Annotated in this window: 12 protein-coding genes and 2 pseudogenes; 2 read left to right on the top strand and 12 right to left on the bottom strand. The window is 65.9% G+C overall.

The window, feature by feature from the left end:
• Nucleotides 1-34: 34 nt before the first annotated feature.
• Nucleotides 35-1,510, bottom strand: a complete 1,476-nt coding sequence (locus tag ACEN98_RS30100) for a hypothetical protein (protein WP_413388492.1) — start codon at nt 1,508-1,510, stop codon at nt 35-37.
• A 458-nt stretch (nt 1,511-1,968) separates the two neighbouring features.
• Between ACEN98_RS30100 and ACEN98_RS30095 the strand changes: the two genes are divergently transcribed.
• The gene (locus ACEN98_RS30095; protein WP_413389112.1) at nt 1,969-4,095 is read left to right on the top strand and encodes a LamG-like jellyroll fold domain-containing protein; all 2,127 of its coding nucleotides are present in this window, start codon (nt 1,969-1,971) and stop codon (nt 4,093-4,095) included.
• A 12-nt stretch (nt 4,096-4,107) separates the two neighbouring features.
• On the opposite strand, the gene ACEN98_RS30090 is transcribed toward ACEN98_RS30095, so the two are convergent.
• From ACEN98_RS30090 to ACEN98_RS30045, 10 genes and pseudogenes are all read right to left on the bottom strand, one after another.
• Nucleotides 4,108-4,710, bottom strand: coding sequence for an NF038129 family PEP-CTERM protein (locus ACEN98_RS30090; RefSeq protein ID WP_413388491.1), 603 nt, complete (start codon nt 4,708-4,710; stop codon nt 4,108-4,110).
• An 8-nt stretch (nt 4,711-4,718) separates the two neighbouring features.
• The gene (locus tag ACEN98_RS30085; protein WP_413388490.1) at nt 4,719-9,449 is read right to left on the bottom strand and encodes a discoidin domain-containing protein; all 4,731 of its coding nucleotides are present in this window, start codon (nt 9,447-9,449) and stop codon (nt 4,719-4,721) included.
• A gap of 140 nt (nt 9,450-9,589) precedes the next feature.
• A complete protein-coding gene (locus tag ACEN98_RS30080) occupies nt 9,590-9,982 on the bottom strand; it encodes a RidA family protein (protein ID WP_413389111.1) in 393 nt (130 codons plus the stop codon).
• Entirely contained in the window at nt 9,982-11,139 is a 1,158-nt protein-coding gene (locus ACEN98_RS30075; protein WP_413388488.1) for an acyl-CoA dehydrogenase family protein, read from the bottom strand. Before ACEN98_RS30075 ends, ACEN98_RS30080 begins: the two co-directional genes overlap by 1 nt.
• A 1-nt stretch (nt 11,140) precedes the next feature.
• A complete protein-coding gene (locus tag ACEN98_RS30070; protein WP_413388487.1) occupies nt 11,141-11,959 on the bottom strand; it encodes an enoyl-CoA hydratase family protein in 819 nt (272 codons plus the stop codon).
• Nucleotides 11,960-11,967: 8 nt separating this feature from the next.
• Nucleotides 11,968-12,432: a MarR family winged helix-turn-helix transcriptional regulator gene (locus ACEN98_RS30065; protein ID WP_413388486.1), complete on the bottom strand. Its 465-nt coding sequence runs from the start codon at nt 12,430-12,432 to the stop codon at nt 11,968-11,970.
• Nucleotides 12,429-13,184 (bottom strand): SDR family NAD(P)-dependent oxidoreductase, encoded by a 756-nt coding sequence (locus tag ACEN98_RS30060; RefSeq protein ID WP_413388485.1) that lies wholly within the window; start codon nt 13,182-13,184, stop codon nt 12,429-12,431. Before ACEN98_RS30060 ends, ACEN98_RS30065 begins: the two co-directional genes overlap by 4 nt.
• A complete protein-coding gene (locus ACEN98_RS30055; protein WP_413388484.1) occupies nt 13,184-15,508 on the bottom strand; it encodes a bifunctional salicylyl-CoA 5-hydroxylase/oxidoreductase in 2,325 nt (774 codons plus the stop codon). Before ACEN98_RS30055 ends, ACEN98_RS30060 begins: the two co-directional genes overlap by 1 nt.
• Complete coding sequence (locus tag ACEN98_RS30050) at nt 15,505-17,121, bottom strand: AMP-binding protein (protein ID WP_413388483.1); 1,617 nt, start codon at nt 17,119-17,121, stop codon at nt 15,505-15,507. The genes ACEN98_RS30055 and ACEN98_RS30050 overlap by 4 nt, the downstream gene beginning before the upstream one ends.
• A gap of 49 nt (nt 17,122-17,170) precedes the next feature.
• A pseudogene (locus ACEN98_RS30045) lies at nt 17,171-18,265 on the bottom strand (efflux RND transporter permease subunit); the annotation flags it as partial.
• 8 nt (nt 18,266-18,273) lie between these two features.
• Between ACEN98_RS30045 and ACEN98_RS30040 the strand changes: the two are divergent.
• Nucleotides 18,274-18,948 (top strand): annotated as a pseudogene (locus ACEN98_RS30040) (IS5 family transposase); the annotation flags it as partial.
• A 755-nt stretch (nt 18,949-19,703) separates the two neighbouring features.
• Here the strand turns inward: ACEN98_RS30040 and ACEN98_RS30035 are convergent.
• The gene (locus ACEN98_RS30035; protein WP_413388482.1) at nt 19,704-23,117 is read right to left on the bottom strand and encodes a DUF4214 domain-containing protein; all 3,414 of its coding nucleotides are present in this window, start codon (nt 23,115-23,117) and stop codon (nt 19,704-19,706) included.
• Nucleotide 23,118: the final 1 nt, after the last annotated feature.

Genomic DNA, 23,118 nt, shown 5'->3' with positions numbered 1-23,118 from the left:
CTCCTGTGTCGTTATTGTTATGGTCGTTGTCGTGTCAGCGGAAGCGCAGTCCGTCGACGAAGCCGTTCACCTCGAGCAGCCCCGCCTCGGGCGCGGTGAGGCGCTTGCCGCCCACGGTCACGTTCTCGATCGTCACGTTCTTGACCTTGCGCGTGGCATCGAGGCCCGTGATGGCGGATGCGCTCGGCGAACCCTTGCCCGTGTAATGGATGTTGCGCATGGTGACGTTCTCGATGCCCAGCCCCGGGCTCGTGTTGTACTTGGCCGTGTACGCGATCTTCAGGTTGAAGAGCTTGCCTTCCTCGATACGGTCGACGCGGATGTCCTCGAACACGACGTCGCGCACCAGGTTGTCGTCGCCCGCCATGATGCCCAGGGCGCCCTCGTATTCCGGGTCGTCCTCGTCATGGTCGAGGATATCGATGTTCGAGAAGCGCAGGCGCTCCAGCACCTCGCTCTGCGGGTGCGCCGGCGTCGGCGTATTGCCGTGGATGCCGATCATCACGGCGTGCGCGATGTCGGCCCACAGGGTCGTGTCCCGGACCTGCACGTCGCGCGTATTGCCCCAGATGTCCCAGCGGTGGTTGTAGAACGTCAGGCAGTCGTCCGACGTGCGCACGAAGCTGTCCGCGATCGTCACGCGCTCGCATGCGAAGTGGCCGATGCCGTCCGACCACTGGCCGGCCCCGATCGTGCGGATATTCGTCTCGGCGAGGTCCTGCGACATGATGCAGCGCATCGTGCCGTGCGGCTGGTTGATGGCGATCGGACCGTCGATCGCGATGTTGCGCGAATTCCGGATGGTCGTCACGTCGGTGCCGTCGAACAGGCCGTCGCTGAACACTTGGACGTCCTCGACGCCCTCGATCACGAGCGGGCTTTTCAGGATGGCGGCGCCGTGGATGTATACCTTCGTGTGCGAGCGCAGGCGGAAGTCGCCCTTGTGGATGCCCGGTCCGAAGAACACGATGGGCTGCGTGAAGTCGGGCGCCGTGCCCATTCCGATGTCGTTCGATGCCAGGTTCGCGGGCACGGCCGGCATGTCGGCCCGGATCGCGTGCGTGAACACGTGCAGGTTGTGCAGGCGGTCGTCGTCGAATTCCACGCTCAGGTTCTCCGGACGGCGCAGCGTGAAATACACGACGCCGTCGCGCACAACCGGCTTGACGCCCTTCGCATCCGGGCGCACCGCCACTTTCGAAAACGTGCCGTTGTTCTTCTGGACCGCCACTTCCACCGTGCCGTCGAAGTTGAAGTAGACCATCGAGGCGTCCTGCGGCTTGTCCAGGTCGACCTTCACGTCGTACTCGTACAGGTCCTGCCACTGCCCGCCGGGCACGCGCACGCGCACCGTGTAGTCGTCGTTATGGTGGGTGTAGCGGATGGGATTCGGGAACGGGTGCACTTGCAGCCGGTTCTCGATGGCGTGGGCGGCATCGGCAGCGAGGCATCCCAGCAGGACGGCAAGCGGCGCGGCGCAGCGGCGCGCGAACGCACGTAACGTGAACAACGGATCGTCTCCTTTGCCCGTGGTGCGGTTCGTGCCGCCGCCGGGCTTGTCATTTGATTTGGTATCGATAACTTGGCCAGTTATATCACATCCTGGAACGATGTCAAGACCTCTCCGAGCTCCTGGCGCCCGACCTACGATACCGGCACATCATAACGGTGGCGGTGGCGCCGCAGGCATGCCTTTTTTATCGAAATGGATATGTTTTGGACATGGCAGCGGGGTTGATCCAGGTCGCGGTTAACGATAACAAAGCAGATGCATACGTGCTAGCATCGGCGCGGCAGTACGGCAGCACCTTCGATCGCAGTTCAACATTCGCCTGCATGGCATGGAGACTACCAATGAAAAAAATGGAACCGAACGACTGCAACGCCCCCGCCCTGACATCCGCCCTGACCCCGGCCGAAGCCCCCGACGCGGTGTCGCGCTCCCTGCTGGGACGCCGCGACTTCCTGATGGGACTCGGCGCCCTCGCGCTCGCCGGCTGCGGCGCGGGCGGCGGCGCCGAGGCACCGGCCACCCGCACGCTCGCCACCGGCACGATGAGCGGCACGGGTGCCGCCACCGCCTTCGTCCATCCGGGCCTGCTGCACACGCAGGCCGACTTCGACCGCATGAAGGCGAAGTACAACACGTCGCCGTGGTCGGGCAGCTGGAACCTGCTGGTCAATAATTCGCACGCCAGCCTGTCCTACACGCCGCACCCGCAGACCGTCGTGTACCGCGGCTACGACGGCGTCCATCCGGAAAACTATTCGACCCTGTTCAACGACGTGGCCGCCGCGTATGCGTGCGCCGTCCGCTGGAAGATCTCGGGCGACACGGCCTATGCGGACAAGGCCGTACAGATCATGAATGCGTGGTCGTCCACCCTCGCCTCGATCCAGGGCACGACGGACGCCGCCCTTGCCGCCGGCATCTACGGCTACGAATTCGCCAACGCGGGCGAGATCATGCGCACCTACACCGGTTGGGCCGCGGCGGATCTCGCAGCGTTCCAGAACATGATGAAGACCGTGTTCTATCCGATCAACCACGACTTCCTCATCCGCCATAACAACACCGACGTCACGCATTACTGGGCCAACTGGGACCTGTGCCAGATGGCGTCGATCCTCGCCATCGGCGTGCTGTGCGACGACCGGGGCCTGTTCGACGAAGCCGTCGCCTATTTCAAGTCGGGCGCGGGCAACGGGGCCGTCGCTCAGGCCGTGTACTACGTCCACCCGGGCTTCCTCGGCCAATGGCAGGAATCGGGACGCGACCAGGGCCACAACACGCTCGGCATCGCGCTGATGGGCGCGCTGTGCGAGATGGCCTGGAACCAGGGCGTGGACCTGTACGGCTACGACAACAACCGCTTCCTGATGGGCGCGGAATACGTGGCCAAGGCGAACCTGATCCAGTCCGGCACGACGTACTACACGGTGCCGTACGTCCCCTACAACAACGCCGACAACGTCAACCAGGGCGTCCTGTCGACGAACAGCCGGGGCAACGTGCGCCCCTGCTGGGCGCTGGTCTACAACCACTACGTGAACCGCAAGGGCCTCGCGGCGCCGTATTCGAAGATGTTCGCCCTGCAAATCCAGCCCGAAGGCGGCGGCGGCAACTACGGCTCGACGAGCGGCGGCTACGACCAGCTGGGCTACGGCACCCTCACCTGCACGCGCGACCCGATCTCCGCCGGCGTGCCGCCCAGCGGCCTGAAAGCGCGGACCCCGGCGGGCGGCGTGGAATTGTCGTGGTGGGGCAGCGCCTACGCGACGAGCTACAAGGTCAAGCGCGCCACGTCGACGAGCGGTCCCTGGACCACGATTGCGAGCGGCATCACCGACCTGCTGACGTACACCGACAATCCGGGCGCGGGCACCTGGTACTACGTCGTTTCCGCCATCACGCCGGCGGGCGAGACGGCCGATTCGAACCGCGCCACCGCCAAGGTCGGCAAGACGCTGCACACGTACCTGGCGTGTAACGACGGCACCGGGACGAACCTGTCCGACGCCAGCGGCCAGGGTCACGCGGGCACGCTGACGGGCAGCGCCACGTGGGGCACCGGCAAATCGGGCAGCGCGCCGGCGCTGAACGGCAGCACGGATTACGTGAGCCTGCCCGCGAACCTGGTCACCGACCTCACCGATTTCACCGTGGCCTGCTGGGTATATTGGAACGCGTCACGGAATTGGGAACGGATCTTCGACTTCGGCTCGGGCACGGGCCGCTACATGTTCCTGACGCCGCGCTCCGGCAGCGGCGTCGTGCGCTTCGCCATCACCGTCGACGGCGGCAAGGGCGAACAGGCCGTGACGGGGACGGCCGCGCTGCCGACCGCGCAGTGGGTGCACGTGGCCGTCACCCTGTCGGGGCAGCTGGCCACCCTGTACGTGAACGGCACCGCGGTCGGCACCAATAGCGCGGAATTCCTGCCGCCGTGGCAGCTGGGCGGCACGACCCGGAACTGGATCGGCCGCTCGCAGTATGCGGGCGACCCATATTTCAACGGCCGCATCGACGAGTTCCGCATCTATCGCGGCGCGCTGGCGGCGGCCGACATCGCCGCGCTGATCGCCGCCAGCTGACCTTCCAGCCCGTCACACCCGGCGCCGGCGCGCGAGCGCCAGCGCCGACAACCCGATCGCCGCCAGCCAGTATCCCGCCGGTTCGGGCACCGCCGTCACGGCGGGATCCGACAACGTGCCGGCGATCGTCCCCTGCCCTTGCGCGTCCAGCGCCGGCGTCCACGTGAAATCGGCCAGCGCGCCCGTGAACGGATCATAGTGGCCGAGCGGCGCGAACGTGTCGTCGAACGCCGCCACGACGAAATGCGACACATAGCTCGTCAGCGGATCCGGCGCGCCCGCGAAGGTCAGGTCGAACGACAGGGTCCCGCCGAAGTCCACGGCGTGGAACAGGTCGTTCGACGTATCGTTGCGGAACAGGTAGCCGCCCGCGACGGGCGTCACGCCCCACGAATCGATGAACGCCGTGCTGTCGAAGCCCACCATGTTGCTGACCAGCGCGGTGGCCAGCGGCACGCCGCTGCTGGCGGACAGTTGCATATCCACGTAGCCCGTGGCGGCGCCGAACGTCGACGTGTCGATCGCGACGTGGATCATTTCGGCCGACGCGGTGCCGGCGCTCGCCGCCAGCATCAGCGCGAGGGCGGAAACAAGGGATTTGAATCGGATGATCATGGCTGTCCTCAGAAATGGGGTTGGTACAGCGCCGGCACGTAGCCGATCGCGACACGGTTCGGATTGGTGAACGTCAGCGGCACGGTGAGCGTCGCGCCCGGATTCAGCGGCCCCGCGACGGCGACGTACGGTACGCCCCCCGTCGTGCCGCCCGCGTTGTCGAGCGTGACGCCGCTTGTCAGGCCGTTCAGCGCGAGCCACAACGGCCCCGCCAGCGGGGTCGTGCCGGTGTTCGTGACGGTCACACCGCCCACGTATTTGCCGGTCATGCGGTTCAGGGTCGCGCCCTGCTGGGTCATCCTGACGCTCGCGCCGACGTCCACCGGCGCGACGTTCACGGCCAGCGTGTGCTGCGCCTCGGTGTTGCCGGCCGCGTCGACGCTCCAGTAGGCGACCGTGTGGCTGCCGGTCGTGTTCAATGACACCGTCGTTCCGGTCTGCTGCGCGCCGCCGTCCACCGTGTAATACGTCGCCTTCACGCTGCCGCCCGTATCCGTGGCCGACAGCGTGACCGTCACGTTCGTCGCAGGTGTCGCGCTCGTGCTCGCGGTCGTCACGGGCGGCGCCGTGTCGGCGCCATGCAGCGAACCATGCAGGCGCACTTCGGACAGGTTGCCGTACCAGGTGCCGCCGTTATAGATACGGATGTAGCGGTACGGCGTCGGGCTGGCGACGGGGAACGATTGCCACTCGAGCGTCGACACGGCTGGCGTGGTCAACGTCGTCCACGTCGTGTTGTCGTTCGAGCCCTGGATCACGGTGCCCTTGATGCGCGCATAGTTGTTGTCCTGGCGCGGTGCCAGTTCCACGCCCGTCAGGTTCACCTGGTTGCCGGCCTTGAAGTCGAAGATCACATACGCGCCCACGCCCGAGTTGTTGCTGCCGGTGCGGAAGTCCGAGATCGAACCCAGGTTGGCGTCGAACAGGCTCGTGACGACGGCCTGCGTGGTGGCGGCCGGGCGGTTGACCGTGGAATCGATCAGGGTGGCGACGGTCGGCACGTTACGGATCGTGTCCGCCTCGTCCACCAGCGTCAGGCCCGTATTGTCGGTCGTGGCCGTGCTCGTGAAGCCGGGCTGGCCGTTGGCCTGGGTGTAGCCGATGGCGAAAGTGACCGCACCCGCCGCCACGCCCTGGGGCAAGGTCGCCGTGGCCGTGAAGTTGATGTTGTCGGTCGTCGTCACCGTGGCGGGCACGCCCTGGATCGTGACGCCGACGCCGCTGATCGCCTCCTTCGCCGTGAACGCCAGCTTGACGGCATTCCCGGGCACGATGCGCGTGCGCAGCGCCTGCGCGGAACTCATCGACACGGTCGCGATCTTGTTCGACGATTCGGCGACGCCGTACAGGCGCAGTTCTTCCATGTTCCCGTACCAGTTATTACCGTTGATGACGCGGATGTAGCGGTAAGGCTGCGGGTTCGCCACGGTCAGGGTCTGCCAGTCGGCCGTGTTCCCGGCCGCGTTGGAGAGTGTCGTCCACGCCGCGTTGTCGTTCGAGCCCTGCACGACGGTGCCGTTGATGCGCGACGAGTACTGGTCCTGGCGGCCGATCACTTCCGCGCGCTGGATCGTGGCCTTGCCGCCTTCCTTGAAGTCGAACATCACCCAGCCGCCGTAGCCGCTGCCGTTGACGCGGAAGTCCGTCCCGGTACCGAGATTGCCGTCGAACAGGGTGTTCACCGTCGCCAGCAGGTCGGTCGGGTTGCGGCCGCTGGAATCCCGCAGGCTCGTGATGGCCAGCAGGTTGCCCAGGTAGTTCGTCTGGTCCGCGATGAACAGCGACGAGCTGTCGGTCGTGAACAGCACGGGTTCCGCGTCGGCGCCGGCCCCGGTCTTGTAATTCAGGGTGAACTTGACGGTGCCCGGCTGCGCGTCGCCCGGCATGACGGCGCTGGCCGTGTAGTTCACGTTGTCGGCCGTCGTCACCTGGGCCGGGACGCCCTGGATCGTCGCGGCCACGGCGTTGATCGGCGCCGTCGCCTGGAAGTTCAGCTTGACCGTATTGCCCGGAACGATGCGCTTCCTGAGCGCCTGGTCGGATCCGATCGACACGGACGACAGCAGGTTGACCGTCTCGTGGCGCGTGCCGGAGATCCGGAATTCGCCCATCTCGAACATGGAGCTCGACGGCTGGATCATCTGCACCTTCAGGAAGCGGTACTGCTGGTCCTTGAGGTCGTCGCTGACGGCCAGGGTCTGCATGTCCTCCGTCACGACGGTCATGCCCGGCGTCAGGCGGACCCAGTTCTCGTTGTCGTTCGAACCGAAGGCGACGACGCCGCCGCCCCGCTCGGGGAAGGACGTACGCGCCTGGATGCCGAAGGCGGTGGCGTTGACCTTGTAGCCCGGGCCGAAGTCGAAGTAATAGGTGAGGTTCTGGGCCAGGTAATAGCCGACGAACGAATCGGGCGTGCCGTCCAGCGCATTCGGCACCTGCGTGCCGAAGGTGGACGAGACGAACATGTTCGCGTAGTTCATGCTGCCGTCGGCCAGCAGCGGCGTCAGCTCGGACAGCCCTTTCAACGCCGTCTGCAGCGCGCCCAGCTTCTGGTAGAACTGGTCGTCGGTCGCCGTCGACACCGCACTCGTCGCGTCGGCATACGCCGCGTTGTAGGCGGCCAGGCTCGGGGTCGTGTACAGCGTGTCGGGCTTGTACCCGGCCGTCACGGCGGCGATGGCGGACTGGCGGTCCGCGCCGACGACGACCTGCACGGCCTTCGACGTGACGACCGTGCCGTCGGTCGTCGTGACGATGAAGCTGAAGGTGCCGGCCTGCGTGGGCACCCATGCGAACGCGCCCGTCTTCGTGTCGAACTGGGCGCCGGGCGGCAGGTGGTCGATCGTGTACGTCAGGACGTCGGTGGCCGTGGCGTCCGTCGCCGCGAAGCTGTACGACACGGTCGCCGTGGAGCCGGCGTTCGTGTACAGGCTCAGGTCCGCGTCGCCGCTCGTGAACACGGGCGGCGTGATCGAGGCGCCCGGGTTGACGTTGATGTGGTCGATGTCGACCGTCGTGCCGGCGCCCTTGACGGTGAGGGGCAGGTAGTCGCCGAGGCCCTGGTACTGGCCGAATGCATAGCTCACATAGCGCCACTGGCCCTGCGTGTCCGGCAGCAGGATGGTGTCGCCGAACGCGTCCACCGATGCTTCGCCGTTGGTCCGCACGCGGAATGCCACGCTGCGCGTCCCGTTGCCGTAGCCGATGACGGCCAGCCTGCTGCCCGCTCCCGTGGCCGCGACGCGAATGAACGACGCGGTGTCGTCCTGCATGGCGGTCCCGAAGCCGTCGAGCGACGTGAAACGGTCCTCCACTTCGCGCACCGGATCGACGATGGGCTTGACCAGGAATTGCGTGCCCTCGCTTTCCGCAGCGGGCGGCATGAAGAGCCAGAAGTCGCCGCCGCCGTCCACGCCGTCCCAGTTGTACACCGTGCGGTCGGCGAACATGCGGGTATAGTTGGGTGCGCGCTGGTTCATGTCCAGCCCGCGCGTGTACTTGTAATAGTAGTACGGCTCCCACGTATTCTGCGTGAGGCGGCCCCGGTAGCCGCCCTGCAGCGTCTTGTAGACGACGGTCGGCACACCGTTGGCGTCCGTGTGCGCGGCCGTCGGCACCCAGGGCGTGTCGTAGCCCAGCATGAAGCCGGCGAAATACTCCGTGGCGTCGAGGATGCGGTCGTTCAGGAATTCGTACGGCCCCACGGCATCCGGCGCCGCCGATGGCGTGCCGTTGACGGGGTCGATCTTCTGGTTCTGCGACATCAGCAGGCGCGCAAGGATACTCATGTTCGTGACGTCGCCGGCGCCGTGCGCCTGGTCGCGTCCCATTTCCACGTGCTCCACCATCGGCGTCACGGCTTCGCCGGTCAGGTCGTTCTTCGTCACGAGACGGAACAGCTGCTTGATGGCCCCGTTCTGGCCCTGGTCGACGGCCGTCCTGTTGATCGTGAACCACTCGACGCCCTCGTTCCAGCGGGCCCGGTTGCCCGTGAAGATATAGCCGGACATGGACCCCAGCAGCGCGTACAGGTGCTGGTTCATGAAGTGATTGGGGCTGTGGTTGAACGTTTCCGTGACGGGCACGATCAGGTTGTTCGTCAGGTTCACCGTGTCCTGGTCGGTCCAGGCCAGCGCCGCCGTCTGGCACGTCGTGGTGCGCATGATGTCGGCCGCCGCCATCATCCGGCTCATGGGAATGCCCGTGTGGATGTGCGCGTCCGTGTAATACACGTACTGGGTGGGATCCATCTGCGCCCAGATGCGGATCAGGCGCATCGCGTTGGCGCGGTAGGTCTCGTCGCCCGTCACGTAGTACAGGATGGACTGGGTGTACGCGGACAGCGCGTCCGCGATGAATTTCGATTCCACGCCCTGGCTGTTGAACGCCACCACCGCCGGCTTCGTCGGATCCGCGCTGCTCTGGTTTTTCGATGCCACCGTCTTCGATGCCGCGCCGGACAACAGCATCATGTTGAAATAGGTGTTCCAGGGCTCCTTCTGCGCCTGCACTTCCGTGCGCAGGTTCTCCAGCACTTCCTTCGTGAGGCCGACGCCGGGATGTTTGAAGCCGTTCGCGTCGGTGAACTCGTTGATGGCGGGCTGGTAGCTCGTGAGGATGGTCTGGATCGTGTCGGCCGCGACGGCGTCGTGCGCGGCGGGCAGCAGGCTCGCGACGGCGAGCGACACCGCCAGCGCCGCTGCCCGCAACATGGGCGTGCGGGTACGGGATTTACGCATTGTAGTCTCCTGTTCGGTATTGTTTTTTCGGGATCCCCGACAACGCGGATGTTATCGATACCCCTCGAGGAGTCTAGCATGCGTAAACCGGTATAAAACCTGTCATTCCGAAATATTTGTGATCGATACCAGAATCGGTATCAGTCCGGCACGACCGCTGTCGCCTCGATTTCCACGCGGGCGCGGTCCTCGACCAGCGCACTCACTTCGACGGCCGTCATGGACGGATAATGGACGCCGACGATCTCGCGATAGATAGCGCCGAGGGCACTGCCGGCGGCCAGGTATTCGCGCCGGTCGACCACGTACCACGTCATGCGTACGATGTGTTCCGGTCGCGCCCCCGCCTCGCGCAACACCTCGACGATGTTACGCAGCGCCTGTCCGGCCTGCGCCGTGAAATCGTCGCTGTCGAACTGCCCGTCCGCGTTCCAGCCGATCATCCCGCTCACGAACACGAGCCGGCCGCGCGCCGCGATGCCGTTCGCGTACCCGCGCGGGCGCGGCCAGCCGGGTGGTTGCAGTATCTCCATCATGGTTCTTCCTTTGCCGCGCGCAGCAGTTCGCGCGCGATGATCAGTTGCTGTACTTCGGTGGCGCCCTCGTAGATGCGCAACGCGCGGATCTCGCGATACAGGCGCTCGGCCGGATGGCCGCTCGTGACGCCGAGGCCGCCGAACATCTGCACCGCCGCGTCGATCACCTGCTGTGCCGACTCGGTCGCCGTCATCTTCGCCATCGCCGCTTCCTTCGTCACCTTGCCGCCGCGGTCGCGCTGCCACGCCGCCCGGTACGTCAGCAGCGCGCTCGCGTCGATGTGCGTGGCCATCTGCGCGAGCTTCGCCTGCGTCAGCTGGAAATCCGCGAGCGTCTGGCCGAACATCCGCCGCCGCGTCGCATGGGCCAGCGCGTCGTCGAATGCGCGGCGCGCGAACCCGAGGGCGGCCGCCGCGACGGATGTGCGGAACACGTCCAGCGTCGCCATCGCCACCTTGAACCCCTGCCCGGCCGCGCCGATGCGCTGCGCCGCCGGCACCCGGCAACCCTCGAACCGCAGCCGCGCCAGCGGGTGCGGTGCGATGATGGCGATCCGTTCCGCGATCGTGAAGCCGGGCGTGTCCGCGTCGACGACGAACGCGCTGATGCCGCGCGCGCCCGGCGCTTCGCCCGTGCGCGCGAACACGACGTAGAAGTCCGCGATGCCGCCATTCGAAATCCACGTCTTCTCGCCGTCGAGGACGTACGCGTCGCCCTCAAGCCGCGCTGAGCAGCGCAGCGCGGCGACATCGGAACCGGCGTCCGGCTCGGACAGCGCGAACGCCGCGATGGCCCCGCCGCGGGCCACGCGCGGCAGGTAGCGTTCGCGCTGGGCCTCCGTCCCGAACAGGCTGATCGCGCCGGAGCCCAGGCCCTGCATGGCGAAGGCGAAATCGGCGAGGCCGTTGTGGCGCGCCAGCGTCTCGCGGATCAGGCAGATGGCACGTGTGTCGATGGGAGAAGCGGCCCCGCCGATCGCGTGCCGCAGCCAGCCGCCTTCGCCCAGCATCCGCACGAGGCGCCGGCAATCGGCATCGACGTCCGCGCCGTGCAGGTCGCGCACGTGCGCGGCGGCCCATTCATCCAGCGCCGCTTCCAGGTCAACGTGCCGCCCGTCGAAGAACGGCCAGTCGAGATAGGACTTGTCCGCCATGTCAGTCTCCTTCGAAGCGGGGTGTGGTTTTCGCGACGAACGCGTCGTAGGCGCGCTTGAAGTCGCCGGTCGCCATGCAGATCGCCTGCGCCTGCGCCTCGGCCTCGAGGGCTTCAAGAATCCCCATCGTCCACTCCTGCCGCAGCATTGTCTTCGTCATCCCGTGCGCGAACGTCGGCCCTTCCGCGAGACTGCGCGCGAGGCGCTGCGCCTCGCCCCTCACCTCGTCGGGCGCGCACAGGCGGTTATAAAAGCCCCAGCGCTCGCCCTCCTCGGCCGACATCGCGCGGCCCGTGTACAGCAGTTCCGCCGCCCGTCCCTGGCCGATGAGGCGCGGCAGGATGGAACACGCGCCCATGTCGCAGCCCGCCAGGCCGACCTTCGTGAACAGGAACGCCGTACGCGCGCGGGGGCTGGCGAGGCGCAGGTCGGACGCCATCGCGAGGATCGCGCCGGCGCCCGCGCACACGCCGTCGACGGCCGCCACGACGGGCTGCGGGCAGCCGAGCATCGCCTTCACGAGGTCGCCCGTCATGCGCGTGAACGCGAGCAGGCCCGGCATGTCCAGTTGCGTGAGCGGCCCGATGATCTCGTGGACGTCGCCGCCCGAGCAGAAATTCCCGCCCGCGCCCGTCAGCACGACGGCCTTCACGTCGTCCGCATACGCGAGCGCGCGGAACAGGTCGCGCAGCTCCGCGTAGGAGTCGAACGTCAGCGGGTTCTTGCGCTCGGGGCGGTTCAGCGTGATGGTGGCGACGCCGCCGTCGGCCTCGTAGAGAAAATGTTCGGCGCGGTAGCCGGCCAGCTGCGTGCGGTGCATGGGGTCTCCTAGTCCTTGTCGCTCGAATGCGTATTCAATTGCCGCTTCATCGTGTCCAGCAAGGCGATCATGGTGGCCTTGTCGTCCGGGGAGATGTCGCCGAACAGGTCGGCCACCCAGCCCTGGTGCACGGCCGCCATTTGCGCGAACGCGGTGCGCCCGCGCGGCGTCAGCCTCAGCATGAACGCCCGTCCGTCCTGCGGGTCGGGCACGCGCAGGATGAGCTCTTCGCGTTCCAGCTGGTCGGCGATGCCCGTCACGTTGCCGCCCGTGACCATCATCCGTTTCGACAATTCGCCCATCCGCAAGCCGTCCGGGTGACGTTCCAGCTGCGCCATCAGGTCGAAGCGCGGCAACGTGATGCCGAACGTGGTCCGCAGCCGGCTGCGGATCGTGTTCTCCACGCGCACCGTGCAGGACAGCAGCCGCAGCCACAGCTTCAGGTCGAGCGGGGCATCGTCGGCCGGCGTCACATCACCTCCCCGCCCGCCACCGCGATGGCCTGACCGTTCATCGCGGCCGCTCCGGGCATGCACAGCCACGCGACGGCGTGCGCCACTTCGTCCGGCTGCACGAGCCGTCCCTGCGGATTGCCGGCCGCCAGTTCCGCGCGCGCGGCGTCGGCAGTGCGCCCGGTCTTGCGGACGATATTGGCGACGGCATCGGCCACGATGTGCGTGTCCGTGAAGCCCGGACACACGGCGTTGACGGTGACGCCGCGCGCCGCCACCTCCAGCGCGAGCGCGCGCGTGAGGCCGACGAGACCATGCTTCGCCGCGCAATACGCGGCCACGTAGCGGTAGCCCGTGAGGCCGGCCGTCGACGCGACGTTGACGACCCGGCCCCAGCCCGCATCCAGCATGCCGGGCAGCGCGGCCTGCATGCAGTGATAGGCACCGGTCAGGTTCACGTCCAGCATGCGCTGCCACAGCGCGGCATCCGTGCGCCCGAACGGCGCCGACGCGGCCTGGCCCGCGTTATTGACGAGGATATCCACGGCGCCCGCGCGCGCAAAGGCGGCCGACACGGCCTCCGCGTCCGTCACGTCCACCGTCTGCCAGGCGGTTTCGTCGCCCAGTTCCGCGGCCGCGGCCGCGAGCACGCGGGCATCGCGCGCCATCAGCGTGACGCGCGCGCCGTGCGCCCGCAGCGCGCGCGCGATCGCGAGGCCGATGCCGCGGCTGGCACCCGTCACGACCGCGTGCTTTCCCTGTAACGTCTCCATCAGCCCTCCGCCTGGCGTTCGCGTTTCATATTCCGTTCCAGCTGCGCCTTCCCGGCCAGATACTGCTTCGGCCACGCGACCGCCGTGACGCCGATCCGCGCCGCTTCCGCCAGCGTCCACGCGGGATTCGCCAGGTGCGGCCGGCCCACCGCGCACAAGTCCGCGCGCCCGGCCGCGATGATGCTGTTCGCGTGGTCCGCCTCGTAGATCGAGCCGACGGCGATCGTCGGAATCCCGGCCTCGTTGCGGATGCGGTCCGCGAACGGAGTCTGGTACATGCGGCCGAACACGGGCTTCTCTTCCTTGCTGACCTGGCCCGACGAGCAATCGATCATGTCCGCGCCCGCCTCCTTGAACAGGCGCGCGATGTGCACGGCGTCCGCGGGCGTGATGCCGCCGTCGACCCAGTCGTGCGCCGAGATGCGCACGCTCATCGGCTTCCCGGCCGGCCACACGGCGCGCATCGCGCGGAACACGCGCAGCGGATAGCGGCAGCGGTTTTCGAGGCTGCCGCCGTACTCGTCCTCGCGCCGGTTCGTCAGCGGCGAGATGAACGACGACAGCAGGTAGCCGTGCGCGCAATGCAGTTCGAGCCAGTCGAAGCCGGCCGCGTCGGCCGCGAGCGTCGCGCGCACGAAGTCCGCCTCCACCCGCACGAGATCCGCTTCCGTCGCGGCACGCGCGACCTGCGAGATGCCCGGCAGGTACTGCTGTTCCGAAGCCGCGATCAGCGGCCAGTTGCGGTCCGGGAGCGGCTGGTCGATACCGTCCCACATCGGGCGCGTGGAACCTTTCGGGCCGGCATGGCCCAGCTGGATGCCGATGCGCGCATCCGTCCGGCCGTGCACGAAGGCCACGATGCGCTGCCACGCCGCCGTGTGTTCGGGCGCATACATGCCCGGACAGGCCGGCGTGATGCGGGCATCGGCCGACACGCACGTCATCTCGGCCATCACGAGCGCCGCCCCGCCCATTGCCCGGGCGCCCAGGTGCACGAGGTGGTAGTCGCCGGGCACGCCGTCGACGGCCGAATACTGCGCCATCGGCGAGACGACGATGCGGTTCTTCAGGAACACGTCGCGCACGCGCAGCGGCGTGAACATGGGCGGCACGTGCGTGTTCTCGGGCAGCGCCACGCCCGCCTGCGCGCAGGCTCGGCGCGCGAACCAGTCCTCGAAATGCGCGACATAGCCGGGGTCGCGCAAACGCAGGTTCTCGTGCGAAATGCGCTGGCTGCGCGTGAGCATCGAGTACGCGAACTGCTCCGCGTCCAGCGCGCCGTAGCGCTCCACGTTCTCGAACCACTCCATCGAATTGCGCGCGGCCGACTGGATCTTCAGCACCTCGACCGAGCGGCTCGCCTGGTACGCCTCCAGCGCCGCGCGCACGTCGCTGCCGTGGTCGCGCAGGCAGCGCGCCAGTTCGATCGCATCTTCCAGCGCCAGCTTGGTGCCGGACCCGATCGAGAAGTGCGCCGTGTGCGCCGCATCGCCCATCAGCACGACGGGCAAGCCGCCGTTCCAGTGCACCCACTGCTCGCAGACGATGCGGGGGAACGCGATCCAGATCGCGGCCCCGCGCAGGTGCGTGGCGTTCGACAGCAACGGATGACCGTCCAGGTGCTCCGCGAACAGCCGCTCGCAAAAGGCGATGCCGGCTTCCTGCGGCATGTCGGCCAGGCCCGCGCGCCGCCAGGCGTCTTCAGGCGTCTCGACGATGAACGTGGAGGTGTCGCCATCGAACTGGTAGACGTGGGCCTGGAACCAGCCGAACGGCGTCTCCTTGAACACGAACGTGAACGCGTCGAATGTCTGCTTCGTGCCGAGCCACACGAAGCGGCAGCGGCGCGTCTCGACGGACGGCCGGAACGTGGCCGCATGGCGCGCCCGCGTGCGGCTGTTGATGCCGTCGGCCGCGACGACGAGGTCCGCTTCGTAGCGCGCGGCGACGGCCTCGTCGTCCTGCACGTCGGTCTCGAACACGAGTTCCACGCCCAGTTCCTCGCAGCGCTGCTGCAGGATGTTCAGCAGCCGCTTGCGGCCGATGCCGCAGAAGCCGTGGCCGCCGGACGTGATGCGCTCGCCCTTGAAGAAGACGTCGATGTCGCCCCAGTGATTGAACGCCTGCAGGATGCTGCGCGCCGTCGGCTCGTCGGCCGCGACGAGGTTGGCGAGCGTCTGGTCGGAGAACACGACGCCCCACCCGAACGTGTCGTACGGGCGGTTGCGCTCGACGACGACGAGGCGGTGCGACGGGTCCTGCCGCTTCATCAGCAGGGCGAAGTACAGGCCGGCGGGCCCGCCGCCGATGCAGACGATGTTCATGATTGTCGCAGTTTGTAGCGCTGCAGCTTGCCCGTCTCCGTGCGCGGCAGCTTGTCGGTGAAGCGCACGGCGCGCGGATATTTGTAGGGCGCGATCTGCGCCTTGACGAAGTCCTGCAGCATGCGCGCAGTGTCCGGCGTCGGGTCGAACTCCGGCTTGAGCACGACGTGCGCCTCCACGATCTGGCCGCGCTCCTCGTCGGCCCGGCCCACGACGCCGCACTCGGCGACGGCCGGATGGCGCAGCAGCACCTCTTCCACCTCCGCGCCGGCGATGTTGTAGCCGGCCGAGATGATCATGTCGTCCGTGCGCGAGCGATAGTAGAAATATCCGTCCGCGTCCGTCTCGTAGCTGTCGCCTGTCAGGTTCCAGCCGTCCAGCACATAGTCGCGCTGGCGCTCGTCGGCCAGGTAGCGGCAGCCGGTCGGGCCCTTGACGGCCAGCCGTCCGATCACACCGGGACCGACCGGCGCGCCGTCGTCGTCGAGGACGCATGCGCGGTAGCCGGGGACGGGCTTGCCGGTCGCGCCGGGCCGGATGTCCGCGCCGCTGGCCGAGATGAAGATGTGCAGCAGCTCGGTCGCACCGATGCCGTCGATCATGGCGATGCCGGTCGCCGTCTTCCAGGCGTCCCGCGTCGCCAGCGGCAGCGCCTCGCCGGCCGACACGCATTTCTGCAGGGAGCGCAGGTCGTAGCGCGGGACGAGGGGCGTCATCTGGCGGTAGAACGTGGGCGCCGTGAAGCAGACCGTGGCCTTGTACCGCTCGATCGCGGCGAGCAGGCCTTCCGGCGCCGGCTTTTCGAGCAGCACGCCGGCCGCGCCCACGCGCAGGGGAAACAACAGCAGCCCGCCCAGGCCGAACGTGAAGGCCAGCGGCGGCGTGCCGATGAAGATGTCGTCCTCCTGCGCGCCCAGCGTGTGCGGCGGGAAGCAGTCGCAGATCGCCAGGATGTCGCGGTGGAAGTGCATCGTGCCCTTCGGGACGCCCGTCGTGCCGGACGTGAAGGCGATCAGGCAGACGTCGTCCGCGGCCGTGTCCACCGGTGCGAACGGCGCAGCGTGGCGGGCCATGCGCGCTTCCAGGCCGTCCGGGTCCTGGAAATACACGACGGGCGGGTGACCCGCGACCTGCTCGAGTTCGTTCGCGAGCGGGCGCGCGCACAGCACGGCGTTCACCCGCGCCTTGTCGAGGATGATGCCCAGCTCGCGCGCGCGCAGCAGCGGCATCGTCGGAACGGCCACGAGGCCGGCCTTGAACACGGCGAGGATCGCGGCCGCCATCATCGGGCAGTTGGCGCCGCGCAGCAGCACGCGGTTGCCCGGCACGAGGTTCAAGTCCGCGCGCAGGACGTGGGCGATGCGGTCGACGCGCTGCATGAGATCGGCGTAGGTCCAGGTGACCGTATCGCCCACGATGGCGGTGCGGCCGCCGCGTCCGGCGGCAACATGGCGGTCCAGCAGTTCCGCCACGCAATTCAGCCGCGCGGGATAGTGGAGCGCGGGCAGGTCGAACACGAGGTCCGGCCACAGGTCGACGGGCGGGAGATGATCCCGCGCGAACGTGTCGACATGGGCCGAAGGACTTGACTCTGCAGCGGACAAGCTCGTCATGAAGCGCCCCCGGAGAAAAGATCGGTCGATACCGGGAGATACTTTAAGCCTAAAGTATTTCGGCGCGCAAGCCGGGTTGCATAGACAAGCGCATTGTCCGCCGCCGCAGCAGCAGATACACGGCCGGCACCACGAACATCGACAGCAGCGGCGCCGTGACCATCCCGCCGACCATCGGCGCCGCGATCCGTTGCATGATCTCCGAGCCGGTCCCGCCGCCGATCATCGCCGGCACGAGGCCGGCAACGATCACCGCGACCGTCATCGCCTTCGGCCGCACGCGCAGGACCGCCCCTTCGCGGATCGCCTCGACGAGCTCGGCCTCGCTGTCACTGCCCGCGGCAAGCCGCGCGTCCCAGGCCTGCTTCAGGTACAGCAGCATGATCACGCCGAACTCCGCCGACACGCCCGCCAGCGCGATAAAGCCGACGCCGCCCGCCACCGACAGGTCGTGTCCCAGCAGCCAGAGCAGCCAGGCGCCGCCGGCCAGGGCGAACGGCAGGGTCGCCATGATCAGGGCGGCCTCGTCGAAGCGGTCGAACGTGAGGACCAGCAGCACGAAGATGATGGCCAGCGTGGCCGGCACGACGACCCGCAGCTTCGCGAGCGCGCGCTCCAGATACTCGAACTGCCCGGACCACGAGACCGAATACCCCGGCGGCAGCCGAACCTCCTGCGCGACCACGTGCTGCATCGCGCGTACGGCCGACGTCAGGTCGCGCCCCCGCACGTCGACGTACACCCAGCCGGACAGGCGCGCGTTCTCGCTCTTGAGCATGAGAGGCCCATCGGCGACGCGGACGGTCGCCACGTCGCCGAGCCGGATCTGGGCACCCGCCTCGGTGAGCAGCGGCAGCGCGCGCAGCTTTTCCAGCGAGTCGCGCACTTCGCGCGGGTAGCGCACGTTGATCGGGAAGCGCTGCAGCCCTTCCACCGTCTCGCCGATGTTGTCGCCCCCGACGGCAGCGGCGATCACGCCCTGCACGTCGGCCACGTTCATGCCGAATCGCGCCGCGGCCGCGCGGTCGATGCGCACGTCGATGTAGCGCCCGCCGTTCAGCCGCTCGGCCAACGCGGACGACACGCCCGGCACCTTGCGCACGGCGGCCTCGATGGCAGCCGTGATGCGGTCGATCTCCTGCAGGCTGGCCGACACTGCTCAAGTTCCGCCGTCTGCTCGAAAAGCACAACCTGACACGCAGGATCTTCGATGAAATCAACGGGCATCTGGCCAGCCGTGGCTTGATGATGCGCGAAGGGACCATCGTCGACGCGACCCTGATCGCGGCGCCTCCCTCGACCAAGAACCGCGACGAAAAACGCGATCCGGAAATGCATCAGTCGAAGAAGGGCAAGAACTGGTTCTTCGGCATGAAGGCCCATATCGGCGTCGATGCCAAATCCGGTCTGACGCATACGCTCGTGACCACGGCGGGCATCGTGTCCGACGTCACGCAAACCCACAATCTTCTTCCTGGCGACGAAAAAATGGTGTTCGGCGACGCTGGATACCAGGGGGCCGACAAACGCCCGGAGAACGCGGACAAGGCGGTCATCTGGCACATCGCGATGAAGCGCAGCGTGCGCAAGGCCATGAAGAAGAACCCGCTGGGCCGCGCCAAGGAAAAGCTGGAGAAGGCCAAGGCCAGCGTGCGCGCGAAGGTCGAGCATCCGTTCCATGTGCTGAAGAACCTGTTCAAGCATCGCAAGACGCGTTACCGTGGGCTGGCGAAGAACACCGCGCAGCTGCATACCTTGTTCGCGTTCGCCAATCTGGTGCTGGCCGGCCGAACTTTTGGAAGCGCTCACGCCCGAACTCCGTCCTGAACCTGGAAGCGCCCACCGTGGCGCGCCAAACCGCGTCTCAAGGCCCCGCACCAGGCGCGAAAAATACCCGAATTCGACCACCGTGACATCCGATGCTGGTTTGTCCTCTCGACTCAGGCGGAAAACCTATTTGTTCAGCGCTTCCTTAGACCAACGAACCAGCCTTGCGTAAGTACCATTTTGCGCGACAGATCGGCTGCGCTCGTCTTATACGAGTTAATTAGATATTGCGCCAACTTGATAAATGATCGCTTGGCGCATTCAATTAAGACGAACGGCTCCTGCCCGAAATCGTCGACTGCAACCCAAACATTGCGTAGCCTGAAAATACTTTCAGGTCCGATTATCCAAAAACATGTTAAAGCGATCGCTTCGCATTTTCTTCCTCTATTCTGTACTCAAGGTATTTCTGCGATAAATAAAATCCGCAACAGCCGCATCGTTTAGCGAACGGATTGACGCCCTTGGTATATCGAATCTCGGATGAAAGCGATATCGCCTCACCTGCCGGGACAGCCCCACAATTAGGGCACTTACACGCCATCAACAAAAAAACCGTCCCGACCATCGTAACAAAAATTAAGCCTATAAGTACTTTCTGATAAGGCGGTAGGGAATACTTCCCAATGATGATTAATAGAACTATTGAGCCGAGCCCAAATAGAAGTCTAACCTTCCTTTTCTGAAATTCAGCAGCATTATTTCTCTGCCGCCCTTGTTCAGTCAATGAGCGTAAATCGATTTCATGAATCATCTCAAGCGCCTTTCCTTAAGTTATCTTTTGTAACTCCAATTATACACATTCCACTTCCCATTAAAGCGATTCCAGTCGAAGGCACTAGTATTTTCGCTCCCCAGTTTACCCCTGCAAAAGTCGAGTTCGATCCACCGCCGATCTGGCTTTGTACGCCTGCTTTGGCATCAACTGCGCCTTGGAAAAACGCCACACTGGCTTCAAAACCCACCTTGGTTGAAATTGCGATTGTGTGGTCTTTCTGCTTGTCGCCTATTCCGCCTTCCTTCAGAGTTATGGATCCCGAAACGCCGTCGTCTGGATCGTTTGGCGTACCTACGGGATGGATAGCACCACCATGCACACTACCGCCGGCGCCGATTCCAAGACCAACCTCCACCTGACTCACACCAATTTCTCCCTTTGATATGTTGACCTGGATGGTTGCTTCCGCCTCACCACCAACCCCAGCATAGATGCCCCCGCCCACTGCGAATTCGTGGTCCGATTGAAGCCAGGCATTTACTGCATTGATTGCTTTGTCATCCGGGCTAACATGAATGACACGGGTGATCTGCTGAGTGCCTTCAGCCAAGGTCTGGACAATCTGATAGTCGTAGCTTTTCTCTTTCGAAACAGTGACTGGCGTCGTACCTACCGAAATTTGCGCTGGCGTCCTATCGGTGCCGCTACTGGTCGAATAGATAGGTTGCGGGGTAGAAGGACCAGTTCCGATAGGCTGCGTAGTGGAAGTGCCAGTTCCGATAGACTGTGGTGTGGAAGTACCAGGTCCGAATTGTCCATCAATCGCGGGTAAGCCGGTGAGCAAGCCGGTATCGACATTCAGTGACACGAAATCGCCAGCGGTCAGGGCCGGCACAGACGGGTGATCCTGCGTCAGGCTTCCGGTGTACACCACGCCACTGCTCGGCGCAGACGGCTGGTCTACCCCGCCGTAGCCATTCCGGATACCGGTATAGTAACTCTCGCCAAACTGCTCATTCGACATGTCCCTTCCGTTGATGGGCGCAACATCCGGCGCCACCATATCGGCGGGATGCCCCGGGTGGCCCGTGTTGAGTGCGACGATCCTACGGACGATGCTTTCGTAATCCTTATTGACAAACTCCCGCAGGTTCGCGCCGCCTTGCAGCATTTTATAGACGTCATAGGCCTGTACATAGAATATTGTCGGAATCGACGGGTCGTCCTGGAACCATCCCACATGGTTCATGATCTCCAGTACAGTAGCCGTTCTGGGGTCGGGCGTACCACCGCCCAGCACTTTGAAGGTAGTTCCGCCAGCGGCGACGTCCGCGTGTGCACTCTGCATCTGCCCTGACCCTTGCGTCGACGTTCCGGAATCCGCCGAACCGTTTTGAGTCTTGGTAGTGGACGTCAAACCGCTCACCTTCGGAATGACAACCTCATTGAGGGAAGCAATCTGCGACCCGGCAGTGATGCCGTTGGCTTTCGCGATCAAGTACGCCAGCGACGCGTCGCCGTACGCCACCAAGGCGAGGCCCTGTAACGTATCGCCCGGGCGATAGTTCACAATCAGATCGCCGTTCGGAGCGAAATTACCTGCGTCCGGACTGGTGACCTGGCGATTCTCGTACTCGGGGCTCGCCTGCATCTGCGACTCGACTTCGAAGATCGACATGCCCTGGATCATCGCGTTGGTCCAGTATGTCAGCTCCTGCGAACTCGGCGTACGTCCCAGCAGCGCCTGGTACGCCTGCGTGACGAGATCGGCCGACGTCGGTCCCGGATCAGGTGCGGGGTCGCCGCCACCGGAGCCGTCGCCGCTGTGCAGCTTCTGGTGCTCGTCACTGGCCATGATGCCGTCACGGACGCTCTGGAGCGAATACCCCTGCTCCACAACCGTGCTCACCCACCAGGCCAGGCCTTGCGCATCTGGGGCGCGGTCCAGCAGTTCCCAGTACATCGCGGTGATCGCGTCGGTCGGATCCGGCACGTCGCCGGTCGGCGGATCCCATACCGCGTAGACCTGTCCATCCACCACGAGACGATTCCACGCTTCGTTGCCGTCGATCGTCTGCAGGATATTGCCGTCGAAATCGTTGGTCTGTTTGATGGTGCTGACTGCCCCCATCGCCGACGTCGTGTCGGTGCGCACCAGTTCGCCGTTGACGTCGTACGCGTAGTGCGTGCTGGCGCTGACGGACACGCCGCTCGGCGCCGTCTTCGTCGTCGTGATGCCGCTCCTGTTGTAGTCCTCCCCTTTGATCTCCGTAACCGTCGTGCGCGAGACATTCCCCGAGCCGTCCGTGATCGTGTACGACAAGACGTTCCCGACCGCGTCGTAGCCGCCGGCATAGCTGGTGTCCTGGACGAGCACGCCGGCACGATCCGTGATCCGCTCACGCAGCAGGCGACCGTCGGCGTCGTATTCGCGGACCGTGCGGTCCGTGTTGAATGCGGCGTCCGGGTTGTTCGCAGCGGCCTGGGCATAGCCCGCCGGCAGCTTGTCACCGCCACCGCTCTGGATCAGGCGACCGGCCGCGTCGTAGTAGTTTTGCGAGACGACGGTCGCATGTGATTCGTCCAGCGCATTGCCCTGGGCATCGATCGCGCCGATCGCGGTTTCGGACAGGCGTCCAGCCGCGTCGTAGCGGTAGTGCACCGTGATGCGGCCCTGGTAGACCACGTAGCGCGTCGCGCCGTCGGCGCCGACCTGCGCCACCAGCTGGCTACCCTGGAACGTATCGCTGGTGCGATTGCCGTTCTTGTCGTAGGTGACGAGGTGACCCTGCGCCGTGGTCAGGTTGTTGGTGTCGGCGGCGTTGCCGTTCGCGGCGCCTTCGACCTTGACCTGGCGGTTCATGTCGTCATACGCATACCAGAGATCCTGGGTTTCGCCCGCGAGGGACGCCAGGTTGCGCGTCACGACCCGGTTCACGCCGTCGATCGTCACCGGTTGCACCACCGTGCCCGCGCCGTGCGCCTGCTGGGTCACATGGCGATGCAGCAGATTGCCATTATCGTCGTATTCCAGCAGGGCCGACACCTGGTCTTCCAGTGCATCGATCCGGGCCAGGCGGCCGTGGGCATCGTAGGCGAGCAGGCTGTCCTGGTACAGCTGTCCGCCCTGCACCGTCAGTTCGCGGGTGTGCTGGCCGGCCTGGTTATAGGTGTACTGCGTCGTCTTGTCGGCGGCCAGGTCGCGCAACTGCGTCACCTGGCCGGCGCCATCGTAGGTCGTGCGGATGTCCTTGCCGCGGGTGTTCGTCTCCTCCACCAGCTGGCCGGCGCTGTCGTACTTGTACGCGTACGCGGCGCCTCCGATATCCGTGTGCGACTGCAGGCGGCCGTTGGTGTCGTAGCTCCAGGTCTCGAGGGAGCCGTTGGCGTCGCGGTGCTCATATGGTCCAACACGAGAGCTGTGCGAAAGACAATGTCTATGCGCACGCAAT

Source organism: Massilia sp. CT11-137 (assembly GCF_047302885.1).
In the GTDB taxonomy this organism is placed as follows: Bacteria; Pseudomonadota; Gammaproteobacteria; order Burkholderiales; family Burkholderiaceae_D; genus Telluria; species Telluria orientalis.
The sequence above is the reverse complement of the archived record's forward strand: the minus strand, read 5'-3'. Positions and strand labels throughout refer to the sequence as shown.